18 protein-coding genes are annotated in these 18184 nt (G+C 32.5%); 8 read left to right on the top strand and 10 right to left on the bottom strand.

What is annotated here, in order from left to right:
• Positions 1 to 30: 30 nt before the first annotated feature.
• Both dnaN and CFPG_RS03705 read left to right on the top strand, forming a co-directional pair.
• Positions 31 to 1155: a DNA polymerase III subunit beta gene (gene dnaN / locus CFPG_RS03700; protein WP_012573667.1), complete on the top strand. Its 1125-nt coding sequence runs from the start codon at positions 31 to 33 to the stop codon at positions 1153 to 1155.
• A complete protein-coding gene (locus tag CFPG_RS03705; protein WP_012573668.1) occupies positions 1152 to 1928 on the top strand; it encodes a 3'-5' exonuclease in 777 nt (258 codons plus the stop codon). Before dnaN ends, CFPG_RS03705 begins: the two co-directional genes overlap by 4 nt.
• Positions 1929 to 1943: 15 nt before the next feature.
• On the opposite strand, the gene CFPG_RS03710 is transcribed toward CFPG_RS03705, so the two are convergent.
• From CFPG_RS03710 to CFPG_RS03720, 3 genes are read right to left on the bottom strand one after another with little or no spacing between them, the layout of a single operon-like run.
• Entirely contained in the window at positions 1944 to 3395 is a 1452-nt protein-coding gene (locus tag CFPG_RS03710; protein WP_012573669.1) for an MFS transporter, read from the bottom strand.
• A gap of 37 nt (positions 3396 to 3432) precedes the next feature.
• Positions 3433 to 4101 carry a bifunctional 4-hydroxy-2-oxoglutarate aldolase/2-dehydro-3-deoxy-phosphogluconate aldolase gene (locus CFPG_RS03715; protein WP_041572424.1) on the bottom strand — a complete coding sequence of 223 codons (669 nt, stop codon included), beginning with the start codon at positions 4099 to 4101 and terminating at the stop codon, positions 3433 to 3435.
• Positions 4102 to 4134: 33 nt separating this feature from the next.
• Entirely contained in the window at positions 4135 to 5181 is a 1047-nt protein-coding gene (locus tag CFPG_RS03720) for a sugar kinase (protein WP_012573671.1), read from the bottom strand.
• Between the two features lie 301 nt (positions 5182 to 5482).
• On the opposite strand from CFPG_RS03720, the gene CFPG_RS05535 reads away from it, so the two are divergent.
• Both CFPG_RS05535 and smpB read left to right on the top strand, forming a co-directional pair.
• A complete protein-coding gene (locus tag CFPG_RS05535; protein WP_265347974.1) occupies positions 5483 to 5860 on the top strand; it encodes a hypothetical protein in 378 nt (125 codons plus the stop codon).
• A 10-nt stretch (positions 5861 to 5870) separates the two neighbouring features.
• On the top strand, positions 5871 to 6332 hold the full coding sequence (smpB, locus tag CFPG_RS03730) for an SsrA-binding protein SmpB (protein ID WP_012573673.1): 462 nt from the start codon (positions 5871 to 5873) through the stop codon (positions 6330 to 6332).
• A gap of 357 nt (positions 6333 to 6689) precedes the next feature.
• On the opposite strand, the gene pyrI is transcribed toward smpB, so the two are convergent.
• The 7 genes from pyrI to CFPG_RS03765 all read right to left on the bottom strand — a co-directional run bounded on the left by pyrI (position 6690) and on the right by CFPG_RS03765 (position 12028).
• Positions 6690 to 7148 (bottom strand): aspartate carbamoyltransferase regulatory subunit, encoded by a 459-nt coding sequence (gene pyrI / locus CFPG_RS03735; protein WP_012573674.1) that lies wholly within the window; start codon positions 7146 to 7148, stop codon positions 6690 to 6692.
• Between the two features lie 283 nt (positions 7149 to 7431).
• Positions 7432 to 8010 carry a GTP cyclohydrolase I FolE gene (gene folE, locus CFPG_RS03740; protein WP_012573675.1) on the bottom strand — a complete coding sequence of 193 codons (579 nt, stop codon included), beginning with the start codon at positions 8008 to 8010 and terminating at the stop codon, positions 7432 to 7434.
• A gap of 64 nt (positions 8011 to 8074) precedes the next feature.
• Positions 8075 to 8266, bottom strand: a complete 192-nt coding sequence (locus CFPG_RS03745) for a hypothetical protein (RefSeq protein ID WP_041572427.1) — start codon at positions 8264 to 8266, stop codon at positions 8075 to 8077.
• Positions 8267 to 8517: 251 nt separating this feature from the next.
• Positions 8518 to 8946 carry an SPOR domain-containing protein gene (locus tag CFPG_RS05175; protein ID WP_012573676.1) on the bottom strand — a complete coding sequence of 143 codons (429 nt, stop codon included), beginning with the start codon at positions 8944 to 8946 and terminating at the stop codon, positions 8518 to 8520.
• Positions 8947 to 8967: 21 nt separating this feature from the next.
• Positions 8968 to 9723: a triose-phosphate isomerase gene (tpiA, locus tag CFPG_RS03755; protein WP_012573677.1), complete on the bottom strand. Its 756-nt coding sequence runs from the start codon at positions 9721 to 9723 to the stop codon at positions 8968 to 8970.
• Positions 9724 to 9738: 15 nt separating this feature from the next.
• Positions 9739 to 10803, bottom strand: coding sequence for a chorismate synthase (aroC, locus tag CFPG_RS03760; protein ID WP_012573678.1), 1065 nt, complete (start codon positions 10801 to 10803; stop codon positions 9739 to 9741).
• Between the two features lie 49 nt (positions 10804 to 10852).
• Positions 10853 to 12028 carry a MalY/PatB family protein gene (locus CFPG_RS03765; protein ID WP_012573679.1) on the bottom strand — a complete coding sequence of 392 codons (1176 nt, stop codon included), beginning with the start codon at positions 12026 to 12028 and terminating at the stop codon, positions 10853 to 10855.
• 186 nt (positions 12029 to 12214) lie between these two features.
• Between CFPG_RS03765 and CFPG_RS05540 the strand changes: the two genes are divergently transcribed.
• From CFPG_RS05540 to thrC, 4 genes are all read left to right on the top strand, one after another.
• A complete protein-coding gene (locus CFPG_RS05540) occupies positions 12215 to 12424 on the top strand; it encodes a hypothetical protein (protein ID WP_265347975.1) in 210 nt (69 codons plus the stop codon).
• A 105-nt stretch (positions 12425 to 12529) separates the two neighbouring features.
• Complete coding sequence (gene thrA, locus CFPG_RS03770) at positions 12530 to 14977, top strand: bifunctional aspartate kinase/homoserine dehydrogenase I (RefSeq protein WP_012573680.1); 2448 nt, start codon at positions 12530 to 12532, stop codon at positions 14975 to 14977.
• Between the two features lie 145 nt (positions 14978 to 15122).
• Positions 15123 to 16331: a cofactor-independent phosphoglycerate mutase gene (locus CFPG_RS03775; RefSeq protein ID WP_012573681.1), complete on the top strand. Its 1209-nt coding sequence runs from the start codon at positions 15123 to 15125 to the stop codon at positions 16329 to 16331.
• Between the two features lie 102 nt (positions 16332 to 16433).
• A complete protein-coding gene (gene thrC, locus CFPG_RS03780; protein ID WP_012573682.1) occupies positions 16434 to 17747 on the top strand; it encodes a threonine synthase in 1314 nt (437 codons plus the stop codon).
• Positions 17748 to 18184 lie beyond the last annotated feature (437 nt).

Here is an 18184-nt window from a genome sequence, read left to right on the forward strand (position 1 = left end):
ATAAATTTGCCCTAAATATAAAACAGGAATATGAAATTTATCATACCAGGTAATGTATTGCTCGGTTATTTACAAACAGTCGGGAAAGTTATTGCAACTAAAAATATTATTCCAATTTTAGATTGTTTTTTGTTCCAACTATCAGATAATCAATTAACTATTACAGGAGCTGATGCCGAAACACGAATTACCACTACTTCCGAAGTACTCAATGCAGAAGGAGAAGGGAAATTTGCCATCCCATCTAAAAATCTACTGGATGCACTAAGAGAACTTCCAGATCAACCCATTACTTTCGTAATAAATGAAACGAATAACGAAGTATTGATTTACTACGAAAATGGGAAATACAGTTTCATTGCCCAAAATGGAGATGAATATCCTACAAGCAAACCTTTGCAAATAGAAGTTCATGAATTAATTATCAAAACAAAAGACTTATTGAACGGTATTTCCAGTACTCTCTTTGCGTCCGCTCATGACGAGCTCCGCCCGGTTATGAATAGCATATTTTTTGATATGGATCCAGAGCGTGTCATTTTTGTTGCTTCCGATGGACATAAATTAGTCCGTCTCAAAAATTCAAGATTATCTGGAAATAAATCTTCTTCATTTATCCTCCCTAGAAAACCAGCTAATCTATTAAGAACTATTCTTCTACGTGAAGAGGGTGAAACAGTCATCAATTTTGATCTCAATTATATTCATATTATTTTGCCTCATTTCACACTAATAAGTCGTTTAATTGAAGGACATTATCCTAACTACAATGCAGTCATTCCAAATGAAAGCCCATACAGAATAATTGTAGACAGATTAAACTTTCTCAATGCTCTAAAACGTGTTACCCTCTTTTCTAATCCGGGTAACAGTTTGATCAAACTGCAAATATTGGCTAATAAGATTTTTATTACAGCACAAGATATTGATTATTCCATCGCTGCTGAGGAATTAGTTCTTTGCAATTATGAAGGTAATGAAATAACTATTGGTTTTAAAGGAACTTACCTGATTGAAATGTTAAACAATATTTCATCAAATGAAATCATTTTCGAACTGGCAGATGTAACACGAGCAGGCTTAATTTTACCTAAAGAAAATAAAGAAAATGAGGATTTATTAATGTTATTAATGCCAATGATGCTAAAAGAATGAAATTGAACTTGAAAAGGCCTATCGTCTTTTTTGATTTGGAAACGACGGGAACAAACATTATTTCAGATCGTATCGTGGAGATTTCTTATTTAAAAGTGATGCCTAACGATGAAAAAGAAATTAAAACACGAAGAATTAATCCAGAAATCCCCATTCCAAAAGAAGCAAGTGATATACATGGTATTACAAACGAAGATGTAAAAAATGCTCTCCCATTTAAAGCAATAGCTAAATTATTGGCATCTCAAATTGAGGGATGTGACTTAGCAGGTTATAACTCTAATCGTTTCGACATTCCTATTTTAGCGGAGGAATTTTTACGAGCAGGAATAGATGTCGATTGGACGAAACAGAAATTCGTAGATGTTCAAACTATTTTCCACAAAAAAGAACCACGTACTTTACTAGCTGCACTCAAGTTTTATTGTAATAGAGACTTGGAAAACGCACATAGTGCTGCAGAAGATGCGAAAGCAACTTATGAAGTATTAAAAGCTCAATTGGATAAATATCCTGACCTGCAAAATGATATCATTTTTCTTTCCAACTATTCTTCTTTTAATAAAAAAAATGTTGATTTTGCAGGACGTATCGTATACAACGAAAAAAAACAAGAACTTTTTAACTTTGGTAAATATAAAGGACTTCTTGTAGAAGAAGTCTTACGTGAAGACCCTTCCTATTACAATTGGATTATGCAAGGAAACTTCTCACTTTATACAAAAAAAGTTTTCACTAATATCAAGTTAAGACAGGCATTCGGAAATAAATGAATTTAATTTTATATATTAACCAATAATTGGTTTATATACAGGGACGAGTATTTTCATAATGACCCAGCTAATTAAATAAGCAATTGCACAAGTACAAAAAATAATAAAATATCCTGCTGATTCTCCTTTAAATCCTCCAAAAATTATTTGATTATTACTAGCATAATCAAATAATTTTCCTGCTGTTTTTTGAATAAAAAAAGAACCAATTCCACCAGCCATCCCTCCAATACCAGTGATTGTCGCAATAGCTTTTCTAGGGAACATATCTCCAGTAATTGAAAAAATGTTAGCAGACCAAGCCTGGTGCGCAGCACCAGCAACTCCGATAAGAATAACCGGCAACCAATATGTATATGTCCCCAATGGTTGAACAAACAAAGCTACAAGTGGAATGAAAGCAAATATCAACATTGCTTTCATTCTACCAGCATATGGATTCATTCCTTTTTTTTCTATAAAAAAAGTGGGTAACCATCCTCCAACAATAGATAACATAACAACCATATAAAGAATTGTAAGTGGAAATATTTGAGCTTTACCTTCTAAACCAAATACAGTTTGCAAATACTTTGGTATCCAAAAAAGATAAAACCACCATACACCATCGGTCATAAACTTACCCACCGCAAATGCCCATGTCTGTTTAAACTGGAAACAACGCAAAAAAGATAACTGCGCTTCTTGCATCGTTTCAACAATATCTTCCGAATATTTATCCTGCCGAATATATTCCAATTCGGCTCTATTTACTCTCGGATTCACCTCTGGTTTCTTATAAAGAAATATCCAAAATCCCATCCAAATAAATCCCAAAAAACCAATGATAATAAAAGCCATTTCCCAACCCCATATAGAGGAAATATAAAGAATGACAGCTGGAGCTATCATTGCACCTATTGTAGCCCCAGAATTAAAAATACTCGTAGAAAACGCTCTATCTTTTTTAGGAAAATATTCAGCTGTAGCTTTAATGGCCGATGGAAAATTACCAGCCTCTCCAAATGCCAAAACCAAACGAGCACAAAGAAACAAGGTGACACTTATAGAAATTATTGACTCAGCATTAGACTTTTTAAGCACAGCAATAATATCTCGCGTCTTGTCAAAACTGACAAACCATTCTCCACCTACTTCACCCAAAGTAATTACAGCACAAAATGCATGCAAAAAGGCACCTATTGACCATATTCCAACTGCCAAAAGGAATCCCTTTTTAGTACCTAACCAATCTATGCAATGTCCTATAAACAACATACTCACAGCATAAAATAACGAAAACCAAGCAGTGATACTACCATAATTATCATTTGTCCAACCAAATTCCGGTCCAATATATTTAGGCCAAGTTAACGACAAAACTTGCCTATCAAGATAATTAATAGTAATAGCCCCGAAAAGCATTACACAAACCACCCACCGATATTGTGTCTTCTTTTCATGTAAATATTTATTAATTGTTTCCAAATAAAGTGTAGATAGTTAAATATTAATACAATTTTAGTTACTCCATTACCTCATTAAAAATTTTCAATGCATAACTGCACATCTCACTAATTTTATTCCATTCTCTATTTACAATAGTTTCTTTTGGAAAAAAACTAGATCCTATTCCTACACAAGTTGCTCCTGCACTAAACCAAGATTTAATATTATCTTTTTCAGGTTTTACTCCACCGGTCACCATCAATAGCGACCAAGGCATAGGGGCTTTTATACTTTTTACAAAAGTAGTCCCTAATAAATCTCCAGGGAAAATCTTACATAAATCACAACCTACTTCCTGAGCTAATCCAACCTCGGAAACAGAACCACAACCCGGAATATAGGGTACCAACCTTCTATTGACTACTCGCGCCACATCGGAATTAAACAGAGGACTTACAATAAAATTTGCCCCCAATTGGATATAAAGTGAAGCTGTAGGAGCATCCACAATTGAACCTACGCCTAAAATCAGTTCAGAACATTCTTTATTTACAAATTTACTTAATTCACCAAATACTTCATAAGCAAAATCTCCTCGATTAGTAAACTCAAATACCCGTATCCCACCTTTGTAACAAGCTTTTACTATATTCTTCGTTATCTCAATACTACTATGATAAAAAATAGGTACTATACCCGTAGCAGACATGGTGCTTAATACTTGTATTTTACTAAACCTTGCCATTTTTATTATATATATATATATACCTAAAATATCTTATCGAGAAATACGTCCCAAACCATCACCTTTCACTAGTTGTTCCACTTCTTTAAGAGTTACAATGTTAAAATCTCCATAAATTGTATGCTTCAAAGCAGAAGCAGCTACAGCAAAATCCAAAGCTTTTTGATTATCAGTAGGATAAGAAATCAAACCATAAATCAATCCTCCCATAAAAGAATCTCCTCCTCCTACTCTATCTACAATATGGGTAATATCATATTGTTTGGATTGATATAATTTACCTTTCTCAAACAAACATCCTCCCCATACATTATAATTGGCATTAATAGAAGCACGTAATGTAATAATTATCTTTTTTACCTTTGAAAACTTAGTTTGTAACTTTTCGCAAACTGATTTAAATGCTTCTGCATTTATTTTATCTTTAGCTTTTTTTACATCAACCCCATTTGGACAAATACCAAACACTTTTTCTGCATCTTCTTCATTTCCTAAAATGATGTCGCATCTAGATACAAGCTCAGGCATTACTTCAGAAGCAATTTTACCCCATTTCCACAAATTTTTCCGATAATTCAAATCACAAGAAACAGTTATTCCCAATTCATTAGCTACTTTAATAGCTTCTAAACAAACATCGGCAGCCCCCTGTGATAAAGACGGTGTGATTCCTGTCCAGTGGAACCATTTCGCTTCTTCAAAAATCTCTCGCCATGTAATTATACCTGGATGAATATGTGCAAAAGTCGAAGATGCTCGATCATATATCACTTTGGATGCTCGAGCAACAGCACCAGTTTCCAAAAAATAAATACCCATCCGACCTTCCCCTCTATCTCTAATAATATAATTTGTTCCAACATTATACTTTCGTAATTCAGCAATACACCAGTCGGCAATATCATTTTTTGGCAACAAAGTAACAAATTCAGTTGGAATACCATAATTAGCTAATGAAACAGCCACATTTGCTTCTCCTCCACCAAAGGTAGCATTTAAAGTAGCAGACTGTACAAATCGTAGATGATCAGGAGTAGCTAACCGGAGCATAACCTCTCCAAATGTTATTACTTTTTTCATTACTTCTCCAAGTTTTAATTCTTTTTTTGTTAACGTAAATATATGTAATTTAAGAAAAAATTACACCATAATAATGTTTGCCGTTTATAATTTTTTTCTAAAAAATTGTATGCTAAAAAATCTCTTTATTTTGCTTTTTCGATTGATCATAAACCCTTCTTTTGAATGGAAAATTCTGTACAAAAAACAAAAAATCAAAAATAAAAATCTTTACAAAAATTATTTATTCTTAATTATCTGTCTAATAACTCTCACATCTTTTATTAGTACGTGGATGATAAAAAAAAATTTAGATATACAGTTGATACTAAAACTAATTCTTAAAGAAACATTAACCTATGGAGGTGAATTTTACATAACATCGTTTGTAATGTCAGAGCATTTATTCCCATATTTCGGATTAGAAAAAAACAAATCATTGGCTAAACAATTTACTGCATATGCATCTTCTATGTTATTTGCCGTAGCTATTTTCGAATCTTTATTCCCTAATTTTCCCCCTTTGAAATTTTTTGTTCTTTACACAATTTATATTCTTTGGACTGGAGCAAATGAATTTCTAAGCATACAAGAAGATCAATTAATTAAATTCGCTTTTTTTGCAAGTGTTCCAATAATATTTACTCCCATTTTAATTCACTGCTTAATTAATTGGTTAATACCGGGAATGAAAATTTAATTGTAAAAGAATGATTTTTTCAAAAAATATAGTTATCAAAAACAAAAAAGCTTCATTTAATTATGAATTTATTGAAACTTTTATAGCAGGAATCATTCTTACCGGAACAGAAATTAAATCTATTCGTCTTGGGAAAGCCAGTTTAGTGGATAGTTATTGTTTAATAATTAAAAATGCATTATGGATACGCAACATGTATATTGCCGAATATTTCTACGGTACATACAATAATCATGAAATGAGAAAAGATAGAAAACTATTATTAATCCGGGGAGAATTGAAAAGAATTGAGCAGTTTACTAAAAAAACAGGCTTCACTATTATTCCTACCAAACTTTTCATTAACGAAAAAGGATTAGCAAAATTATGCATTACTATCGCTAGAGGGAAAAAGATTTATGACAAACGACAATCTCTTAGAGAAAGAGATGATAAAAGAAGTATGGATAAAGTTTTGAAAAAACAATTATAAATCTGTTTGAAATAATCGAAACAATACATTTATCAACCAAGTATTGTCCCAAACAATCAATCCTAAGCAAGGATTGAAAGAAGTGAGAAACTCTCCTAAGAGAGTACCCTACTTCCCCTACTTCTTTCTAAGAATTTCTAAAATTAAGTATTTATATTTAGTAATCTTAAGTCAAAAAAGATTAACTGGTTTATTTACTTTTAAGTAAAGTAATGCCAAATCACAAGGATTTTCCTAAAACCTACCAAACTTATATATAAGTTATATGATATATCTACGATTTTTTCAATTTTTTCCTACTTATATCCTTCCTCTCACAAACTATAATAATAACATTTTTATACCATGTTATTAACATCAACACATTATAATCTCCTCCTTTCTAATTCTCATTTCACAATAATAACATTGAATAATTATCCCATCTTTATCTATAACTTCAAAACACGTTTCCATAGGTTCATTATTCGTAATACAATTAGGATTATTGCATTTAGTTAAGCCTTTAAGTTCATCTGGAAGATGTATTAATTTTTTCTCTACAACCTCATAATTGTGTATAATACTTAATTTCACACAAGGAGCGACCAACGCAATTCTATTGATTTCATCTTCTTCAAAAAATTTATCAGCTATCTTCAAAATCCCTTTTGTCCCCATCTTTTCACTATTTAGACCGTATCCAATAGTTACTGCTGCTTTTAATCTATCTATTTTCAAAAGAGATACTACTTTAAATAGCTGTTCAGAAGGAATATGATCTATTACAGTTCCATCTTTTAAAGCTGCAATTTGCAATTGTTCTTTACTTTCCATCAATATTTTTGCTTACTTGTTAAATCAAATAATTTTAATGCCACAAAATATTCGAACTAATAATCTACTGCTATTTTCAAAATTTCATTTTCTAATTTTTGATCAATTTTCATTATAGTTAATGGTTACCAAAATACAAACTAAAAAATTATTTGACAAATTCTTGAGAAATTTTACCCAATCATCAAAACAAAATTATTTACAATTTGAAGACTCAAAGACTAACATTTATAAAGCCTTGTAATAGGGTTTTACTAGATGGAAGATAAGGCAATAAAAATCACTAATTTTTGATGAGTTTTATAAACTCTTCTCTTGTCTTTGCTTGATTGAAAACTCCTGTAAAATCGGAAGTAGTTGTAATTGAATTTTGTTTTTCCACTCCACGCATTTGTATACACATATGTTGGGCCTCAATTACCACCATTACACCTAAAGGATTAAGAATTTCCTGAATACAGCTTTTAATCTGCGTAGTCATTCGCTCTTGAATTTGCAATCGTCTAGCATAGACATCTACTACACGTGGAATTTTACTTAAACCACTTACCACATTATTAGGGATATAAGCCACATGAGCCTTCCCAAAAAAAGGAAGCAAATGATGCTCACATAACGAAAAAAAATCAATATTTCTAACAATGACCATTTGCCTATAATCTTCAACAAAAATAGCTGAAGAAAGTATTTCTTCAGCACTTTGAGCATATCCTTTAGTTAAATACATTATTGATTCAACTACTCGTTTTGGAGTATTCAATAGTCCTTGACGTTTAGGGTCTTCCCCTAATAATTTTAATATCTGAGTATAGTGAAAAGCTAATTTCTCTTCCTTTCTCAATTCTTCAGCAGTCCGTTTCATGTATTATTGAAGTATTACTTTAATAAAATATTACAATAATATTTTATTAAACTGTATACAAGGATTAAACATTAAACAATATTACAGCCCTTAATTTATCAATACCATCAATTCCTCCTATATCGGAGAGCGCGATTATTGGGTCTTCCATTATATTTGTGTTACTCTTTGCTATTTTAAAAATGCGAATAAGATAAATAGCTTCACTTTTGTCTAGCCTGATTTTTCCTGTTACTACTGTAACAGGAAATCTCACCTCTGCCGGTTATAATTACTCAATCGCTGCCATTCAGATGATCGAAAACAATTGTTGAAATCAAAGTCATAATAGCACAGGACCAATTCGCTTGAAATATCGCCCTAGGTTCAAAATTTTCTCCGAGTACAAATAAAAACAAATGAGTAGTGATTAGTGATTTTTATCTTCTACTTGTTCCTATCAATTAAATTAATCCTTTATTAGTTTATATGTAACTTATTATATATAAAAGTTATTACGTATACAGTTTAACTATCATTAACAATAATAACACACATTTCTTTCCCAAATTTTGGAAATTCTTTTTGCAATCGTTTCTTAAACGAATCTGCTTTATCTCTATCTGCAAAATTACCTACTAATAGTTTCCAGTTCGGAGATTTATAAACTAAATAAGTAGGTAAACTAGGGAAAACATTCTTTATTAATGCCTGTTTAGAAGACGCTTCCACTCGTGCTTTACATGGATCATTACTCATAAATACTTGGATACGAAATCTGGAATAGCCACTAGGAGTAGTACCAACTAAATTCATAACAGCTGAATCTGCTCTAATACAAATAACTCCTCCAGAAGAATCAAGATTGGTTTGCAAATCATCTATAATAGAGTTTCGAGATTGCAAATAGTCGATCATAAATACCAAAAGTAGAAATAAGAAAACAACTCTATTCATAATGGGGTGGGTGGATATAGCTCAAAATGCTTCGATAATTGACAAAAATGTATCTACTTTGAGAGATGCCCCTCCAATTAATCCGCCATCCACATCCGGATTAATAAACAATTCTTTAGCATTACCAGCATTACAACTTCCCCCGTAAAGAATTGATGTTTCATTTGCAATAGCTTGCCCATAATTATCAATCAATATTTGACGAATGAAAATATGCATTTCTTGCACTTGAACCGGAGTAGCTGTCCTTCCTGTACCAATTGCCCATACTGGTTCGTAAGCTAAAATGATTTTTCTGAAATCTTCAGCTGAAAAATCAAATAAGCTTTCTTCTATCTGCTTCCTCACTACAATATTCTGTTTACCAGCTACTCTTTCTTTTAATACTTCACCTATACAAAAAATAGGGATAAGATTATTTTCCAATGCCATCTTCACTTTTTCTTTCAAAATAATATTAGTTTCTCCATAATAAGCACGTCGTTCGGAATGCCCCAAGATAACATATTGAACACCAATAGATGCTATCATAGCGGCAGAAACTTCTCCCGTATAAGCACCAGAAACTCTATCTGCATTATTTTGTGCTCCCAATTTTACAATTTTCGTATTAATCGTTTCGAAGATGGCAACAAGATGAGTAAAAGGTACACAGATAATTACGTCACAATTTACTTTTCTCTCTTTTAAAGCTAATTCTAGTTCCTTTGCTAAAAAAACTCCTTCTTGCAAAGTCTTATTCATTTTCCAGTTCCCCACTACAATGTTTTTTCTCATAAACTTAAATTTATTTTAATAATTATATAAATAATAGTCGAGAATAGTCATAGCCGCCATAGATTCTACAATAGGTACCGCTCTTGGTAAAACACATGGGTCATGTCTCCCTTTAACTTCCAATTGAATTTCATTCCCATCTTTATCTACTGTGAGTTGTCCTTGCAACAAGGTTGCAACTGGTTTAAAAGCTACACGAAAATAAATATCCTCTCCACTAGAAATACCTCCCTGTATTCCTCCAGAATAATTGCTTTTAGTGACAATTTTTCCATCCTTATTCCGATAATAAAGGTCATTCGCCTCTGAGCCTTTTCTATGAATTCCATTAAAACCCATCCCGTAATCAAATCCTTTGGTAGCGTTAATACTCATCATGGCATTGGAAAGAGCAGCACTCAATTTTCCAAAAACAGGATTTCCTAATCCTACAGGAACTCCGTGACAAATACATGTAATCACTCCTCCGACAGTATCGCCTCTCAATCTAACACTTTGGATCAATGCTATCATTTGTTTAGCAATTTCCAAATCAGGGCAACGAACCGCTGTTTTTTCAATATTACTAAAATCAACTTGTATATAAGATTTACTCAAGCAAATATCACCTACCTGTGAAACGTAGGCTGTAATTTTTATTCCTTTTTTTTGAAGAATTAACTTAGCAATAGCTCCTGCAACAACCCTTGCTATTGTCTCCCGAGCAGATGAACGTCCTCCTCCTCTATGATCATAATGTCTATATTTTTGAAAATAAGTATAATCGGCATGAGAAGGTCGAAAAACATTTTTCAAACTATCATAGTCCGAAGAATGTTGATTATTGTTCCAAACAATAAAACCAATAGGTGTTCCAATTGTTTTTCCTTCATATATGCCAGATAAAAACTCAACTTTATCTGATTCATTTCGCGAAGTAGTTAGTTCGGATTGCCCTGGCCTACGTTTATCTAATTCACCTTGAACAAACTCCATATCTAATACAATGCCAGCGGGACATCCATCTATTACCCCTCCAATAGCAGTGCCATGAGATTCTCCAAAAGAAGTCAATTTGAATATATTTCCAAAAGTATTCACCAAATACTAATAATAACTACATTTTATATATACCAAAAATAACCAATAATTAACCACTCTTCAATGCATTTTTTAAATTATTAAGAGCCTCAATCAAAATACTTTGCGGACATCCTACATTCATTCGCATGAATCCAATTCCTTCCTTTCCAAATACCTCTCCATCATTTAAGGCCAAATTAGCTTTCTCTATGAATAAATTATTTAATTCTTTCTGACTTAATCTTAATTCCCGACAATCTAGCCAAACCAAAAAAGATGCTTCAGGCATAAACATTTTTACAATAGGAATATACTTTTTCAAAAAGGAATCAACAATTCTTATATTATTTTCTATATACTGAAGCATTTGCCTTTTCCATTCCGAACCATTGACATAAGCAGCCTGAGTTGCTGAATAAGAAAAAATAGTTCCTTCATCTAACCCACAAGCACGAAGAAAAGAGTAAAAAATATTTCGAACTTCTTTGTTTAGTACAATGGCGTACGAACTTACTATTCCAGCGAGATTAAAAGTTTTAGTTGGAGCCATAAATGTAATACTATTTTGTTCTGCATGTTTGGAAACCAGAGCAAAAGGTGTATGTCTATGTCCAAATATCGCCATATCAGAATGTATCTCATCGGAGATTACAAGAATGTTTTTCTCGAAACAAATTTCTGCCAATTCTTCTAAAATTTCTTGCTTCCATGAAATTCCTATCGGATTATGAGGATTAGATAATATCAATAAGCGACAATTTTTATCAATTATCTTTCGCAAACCATCTAAATCCATGCGGTATTTCCCATCCTCCTCTATCAAGGGATTATTAACTACCTGCCGATTGTGCATTTGCGTAACTAAACGAAATGGGTAATACACTGGTGGTTGTATAATAACTTTATCTTTTGGATTAGTAAAATTAATTATTGCAAAGGCAATTCCCTTCATTACTCCGGGTATGAAAGAAAACCATTCTCTCTCAATTAACCAATGATGATGTTCCAATATCCAATCTTTTACAGATAAAAAATATTTTTCTGGGAAGATAGTGTATCCGAAAATTCCTTGCTTACAACAATCTATAAGTGCATCAATAATAAAATCTCCACATCTGAAATCCATATCGGCAACCCAAAGTGAAATCAGATCTGTCTTTCCAAAACGCTCCTGTAGTGCATCCGTCTTTAATGCACCTGTCCCCTTACGCTCTATTTTTTCATCAAAATTATACTGTACCATAATTTCAATATTTACTGAATTTTTCAAAATTGTTAGGTGAGGTTCATCTTCTATTTTGTTTAAACTCTTTCTTTAAGTGTACACGTTTTTATCTTTACTTGGCAGCAAAATAAAACCCTTTCAATGTTTTTGCTAAAATAGATGCTGCAGAGGACAAGAAAATAACAACTCCAGAAAAAAACAATCATGGTAAGACAACTTCATCCAGTTTCATCACAGCTAGCTTCAGTTGAACTACTATCTACTATCCAAATATGGCTTAACAACTCCCATACAATTCATATCAAAAAACGCTTAAAAATAACACCTTTTTTTGAAAATTTATTAATTGTATGTTCCGAAACAATATCTACTTTTGTAAGATACCCTGTTGGGGCAATTGATTTTTTACTATAACCCAAATAACCCAAAATAAGCAGTATTCACTAACCGGTGAAAAGTTGGTCAACAAGGAGAAATAATCACAATTTACACTGTTAATCAATTGAAAAACAAGCAATTATGAAAGTATTGAAGTTTGGAGGAACATCTATAAGTTGTGAGCAGAATATTTTAAACGTAAAGAAAATAATAGAATCAATAGACGAACCTGTTATAGTAGTTTTATCTGCATTAGGAGGAATTACAGACCAATTAATAACCACTGCTAATATGGCTTCAGTAGGCGACAATGAATACGAAGAAGAACTATCCAAAATAACCGCTCGACATCTGAATCTTATCGAAGGAGTAATTTCTTGTTCTCAACTCTGTGCGGTAGAAGTACAGAACAAAGTAGTTCATTTACTAAATGAACTACTTAACATACTCAAAGGAGTATATCTTATCAAAGATTTATCAATTAAAACTTCTGACGCAATTGTGAGTTATGGAGAACGTATATCTTCTCTAATTTTATCATATGTAATAAAAGAAGCTAAACTATTTGATTCACGCAAATTCATTAAAACAGAAAAACATTTCAACAAACATATTGTAGATTTCGAATTAACTAATTGGTTAATCAAAAATACTTTTGTTCCATTACCAAAAATATCGTTAGTACCCGGCTTTATCTCTTCCGATAAAGAAACTAATGAAGTAACCAATTTAGGCCGTGGAGGTTCGGACTACACAGCTTCTATCTTGACTGCTGCCCTCGATGCTTCTGTTTTAGAGATATGGACAGATGTAGATGGATTTATGACTGCTGATCCAAAGGCAATTAGTTCTACCTATGTAATAGAACACCTTACATTCAATGAAGCAATAGAATTATGTAACTACGGAGCTAAACTGATTTATCCTCCTACAATTTATCCTGTATATCACAAAAACATTCCAATTCGAATTCTTAATACTTTTAATCCAAATACATCAGGAACTTACATTTCCAACGAACAAAATTCAACTGTAAGTGGTAAATCTTTGATAAAAGGGATATCATCAATAGATGATACTTGTTTGGTTACCGTGCAAGGCTTGGGAATGATAGGTATTATTGGCATTAACTACAGGATATTCAAAACATTAGCTGATAATGATATCAGTGTATTTATGATATCTCAAGCAAGCTCAGAGAATAATACTTCTTTCGCCGTTCGCAATGCAGATGCTGACCTTGCCGTGAAAGCATTAAAAGAGGAGTTTGCATTGGAACTTGAACAAGGAGAAATAAGCGACATAAAAGCTGAAAAAGAATTGGCTACTGTCGCAATCGTTGGCGAAAACATGAAACGAACACCAGGCATTGCAGGCAAGCTATTTGGAACATTAGGACGTGCAGGTATCAGTGTAATTGCTTGTGCCCAAGGTGCTTCTGAAACTAATATTTCTTTTGTTATCAAATTACAATTTTTACGCAAAGCTCTTAATTCCATTCACGATTCTTTCTTCCTGTCCGAATATAAAGTATTAAATCTTTTTATCATAGGTGTAGGAACAGTAGGTGGAAAACTGTTAGAACAGATTCGTATTCAACAGATAACCTTAATGGAACAAAACAGTTTGAATCTACGCGTAGTAGGCATTGCTAATTCCAAAAAATGTTTGTTCTGTAAAGAAGGACTTAATCTTGATACCTGTATATCAGAATTAAAAGAAAATGGAGAAGATAACTCCCCTAACCACTTGCGCAAAGAAATCCTAAAATTGAATATATTTAATTCTGTGTTCGTAGATTGCACCGCTAGCAAAGATATTGCAGGACTCTATGCATCCTTATTAAAAAATAATATTTCAGTAGTTGCTGCAAACAAGATCGCAACGTCATCCAAATACAATGACTATTTAAATTTGAAAGAAACAGCTCGTCAACGAGATATAAAATTCCTATTCGAAACAAATGTAGGAGCTGGATTGCCAATAATCAATACAATAAACAATTTGATAAATAGTGGTGATCGCATTCTGCGAATGGAAGCCGTCTTATCTGGAACTCTTAATTTTATCTTCAATACTTTGAGTGCAGAAATTCCATTCAGTAAAGCCATCCGTATGGCAGAAGAAGCTCATTATTCTGAACCAGATCCTCGTATAGATTTAAGTGGTAGTGATGTGATCCGCAAACTCGTTATTCTTACACGAGAAGCTGGCTACAAGGTAGAACAAGAAGATGTCCGAACCAATTTATTTATCCCTAAAAAATACTTTGAAAGTTCATTGGATGATTTCTGGAAAAATATTAAAGAATTAGATGCAGAATTTGAAACCATGAGACAACAAGTAGCATCTGAAAAAAAACGCATTCGATTAGTTGCAAAAATGGAAAAAGGCAAATGCGAAATTGGACTACAAAAAGTAGATAATCATCACCCTTTTTATGAATTAGAAGGAAGTAATAACATTATCATGATTTCCACCAAAAGATACAATGACTACCCAATGATTATTAAAGGTTATGGTGCAGGTGATGATGTAACTGCTGCAGGAATATTTGCAGATATTATCTCCATAGCAAACATACGTTGAAAGCTTTGCCAAACACTATTAAAAAATAAAAAACTATTAATACTTCATTTTACAACCAACTAAAATAGCTATTTCACTTACACCTTACATCAACAAAGTAATTCGTATCGTAACAAAAAACTAAAAAAGTATATTATTGTAAATAATGAAAAGTATTATTATAATAGGAGATGGAATGGCAGACGAACCTATAGATATATTGGGAGGGAAAACACCACTGCAATATGCTCATACACCTTATATGGATAAAATGGCAAAACAAGGCATTACAGGAAGATTACAAACAATACCTAAGGGTTTCCATCCTGGAAGTGAAATAGCCAATCTTTCTATACTTGGATACAATTTATCACAAATATATGAAGGACGAGGTGTACTAGAGGCTGCTAGTATGAGCATTACATTGCAACCTAATGAACTAGCAATGCGGTGTAACTTAATATGTATAGATAATAATCTAATAAAAAATCATTCGAGTGGACACATTGATACTAAAGAGGCAGATATTCTAATCCGTTTTCTGAATAAAAAATTAGGCTCAAAACAAATAAAATTTTATACAGGTGTTTCATACCGCCATCTTCTACTAATTAAAGGTGGGAATAAATACTTGAAATGCACTCCTCCTCACGATGTGCCATTACACCCTTTTCATTCATTGATGGTAGAAGCAATGGTACCGGAAGCTGAAGAAACTGCCACTTTGATTAACAATATGATACTTCATTCGCAAAAATTACTAAAAAATCACCCAATAAATCAACAACGGGAAATTGTAAGTAAAGATCCTGCTAATAGTATTTGGCCATGGTCGCCAGGGTACAGACCGGTAATGAAAACAATGCAAGAAATGTATGGATTTAAAAAAGGTGCTGTGATATCAGCTGTAGATCTAATTCACGGTATTGGAATTTATTCCGGATTAAAAAATATTTTTGTTAAAGGTGCTACAGGACTTTATAACACCAATTACGAAGGGAAAGCCAAGGCTGCTATAGAAGCACTTAAAACAAACGACTTTGTTTACCTTCATGTAGAAGCTAGCGATGAAGCAGGACATGAAGGTAACGTTATGTTAAAAGTAAAAACGATAGAGGACATAGATAATCGCATTGTACGCCCAATTTATGAAACATTGCAACAATATGACAATTTAACAGCTATCGGTATCCTTCCTGACCATCCAACCCCTTGTGCTATTCGCACTCATACCAATAAACCTGTTCCTTTTCTTATCTATAAACGTGGGAATCAACCGGATTCTGTCGAAAAGTTCGATGAATTTTCTGTAGAAAATGGTGCCTTTGGTATATTAGAAGGTAATTCTTTTATCAAAGAATTATTTAAAGCATGAAATAATTTTCGTGATTACACAAAGCTTCCTGTACCTACTACAGGTGACAGACAAATTAAACCAATATTATAAAGCGTATAATAAAAATTATAATACATGAAGATGAAATATTATAGCACGAATAAACAAGCTCCTCTTGCTTCACTGCAGCAAGCAGTAATAAAAGGATTAGCAGAAGACAAAGGATTATATATGCCAGAAAATATTACTGCGTTAGATAGTCATATAATAAGCAGTATGAAAAATATGAACCTCCAACAAATAGGGAATATAATAGCACAGTCTTTTTTCGGCGATAGCATAGAAGCTGACGTTTTGAACAACATTGTAAATGAAACACTTCAATTCGATATACCTCTCATAAATCTACATGACAATATATATAGCCTTGAGCTTTTTCATGGACCTACACTAGCATTCAAAGATGTAGGTGCCAGGTTCATGGCACGTTTACTCAAATACTTTATCAAAAAAAAAGGAATAAAAGATATAAATGTATTAGTTGCTACATCGGGAGATACAGGGAGCGCCGTAGCAAACGGATTTTTTGGTGTAAAAGGTATTAACGTATATATCCTCTATCCTAAAAAAAAAGTAAGTGATATACAAGAATATCAATTTACTACACTAGGGGAAAATATTTTTGCATTAGAAATAAACGGGACTTTTGATGACTGCCAAACACTTGTAAAAAGTGCTTTTATGGATAAAGAACTAAACTCAAAGAAATGTTTAACATCTGCGAATTCTATCAATATAGCACGCTTTCTTCCCCAATCTTTTTATTATTTTTATGCTTATGCTCAATTAGACAAAATAAATAAAGCAAAGAAACTAGTAGTTAGTGTTCCTTGTGGAAATTTAGGGAACCTTTGTGCCGGGCTAGTAGCCCATAAAATGGGGCTACCTATTGAACATTTCATTGCCGCTAATAATAAAAATAATGTATTTTCCAACTATCTAAAAACAGGTGTATTTATTCCAAAACCATCTGTTAGTACCTATGCTAATGCCATGGATGTAGGAAATCCAAGTAATTTTGAACGTATTACAGATTTATTTAGCATCTATTCTAGCCCTTATCAAGCTATTACTAAACAAATTTCTGGACATAGTTACAATGATACACGTGTTGCCAAAACAATGCAACATGTGTATGGTACATATAACTATATACTTGATCCACACGGAGCTATTGCTTATCAAGCTTTAATAGAAGATGAATCTCTCAAGATCGACAAAAGTGGTGTTTTTTTAGAAACTGCACATCCAGCCAAATTTAAAAACATTGTAGATGATATACTAGGAATTGATATAAATGTTCCTGATGCATTACAAACCTTCATGAGGGGTAAAAAACAAAGTATTGAATTAGAAAAAGATTTCACTGAGTTTAAAAACTATCTCTTACATTAACAATAAATAGTAAGAAGGATTCACAGAGCATTTTATACTTCAATTGCAAATTGAATTTTTATTTTTTTTGTAAACTGACACATTGAATGACTTCCATCCTTCGGTGTATTTTTGATTGCCAAGGAATTCTTTTAGAGACAATGGCTATTTTGCGAGAGACATCTTCTCATTTGCTGGCTACAAAACGTAAGGGGGTATGTTTTCTTGTTTTTTAAGTTTTACTATGTTTTTATTTATAAATCAGATGATTCAACTATACTTGATTTTCATATATAAAAATCATTACAAGTGATTTTTATATATAATTCCAATCGAACTCTTAAATGAAAGAATCACACCCCATTCCACTTCTTCCCAAGCTAACTACTACGAGTATCAGGAAAGCAAAAGATAAAAGTAGTTTTTTATACTGTTTGGAGTTTTTATTTGCTTATTAG

The sequence above is a fragment of the Candidatus Azobacteroides pseudotrichonymphae genomovar. CFP2 genome (assembly GCF_000010645.1).
GTDB classification, from domain to species: domain Bacteria; phylum Bacteroidota; class Bacteroidia; order Bacteroidales; family Azobacteroidaceae; genus Azobacteroides; species Azobacteroides pseudotrichonymphae.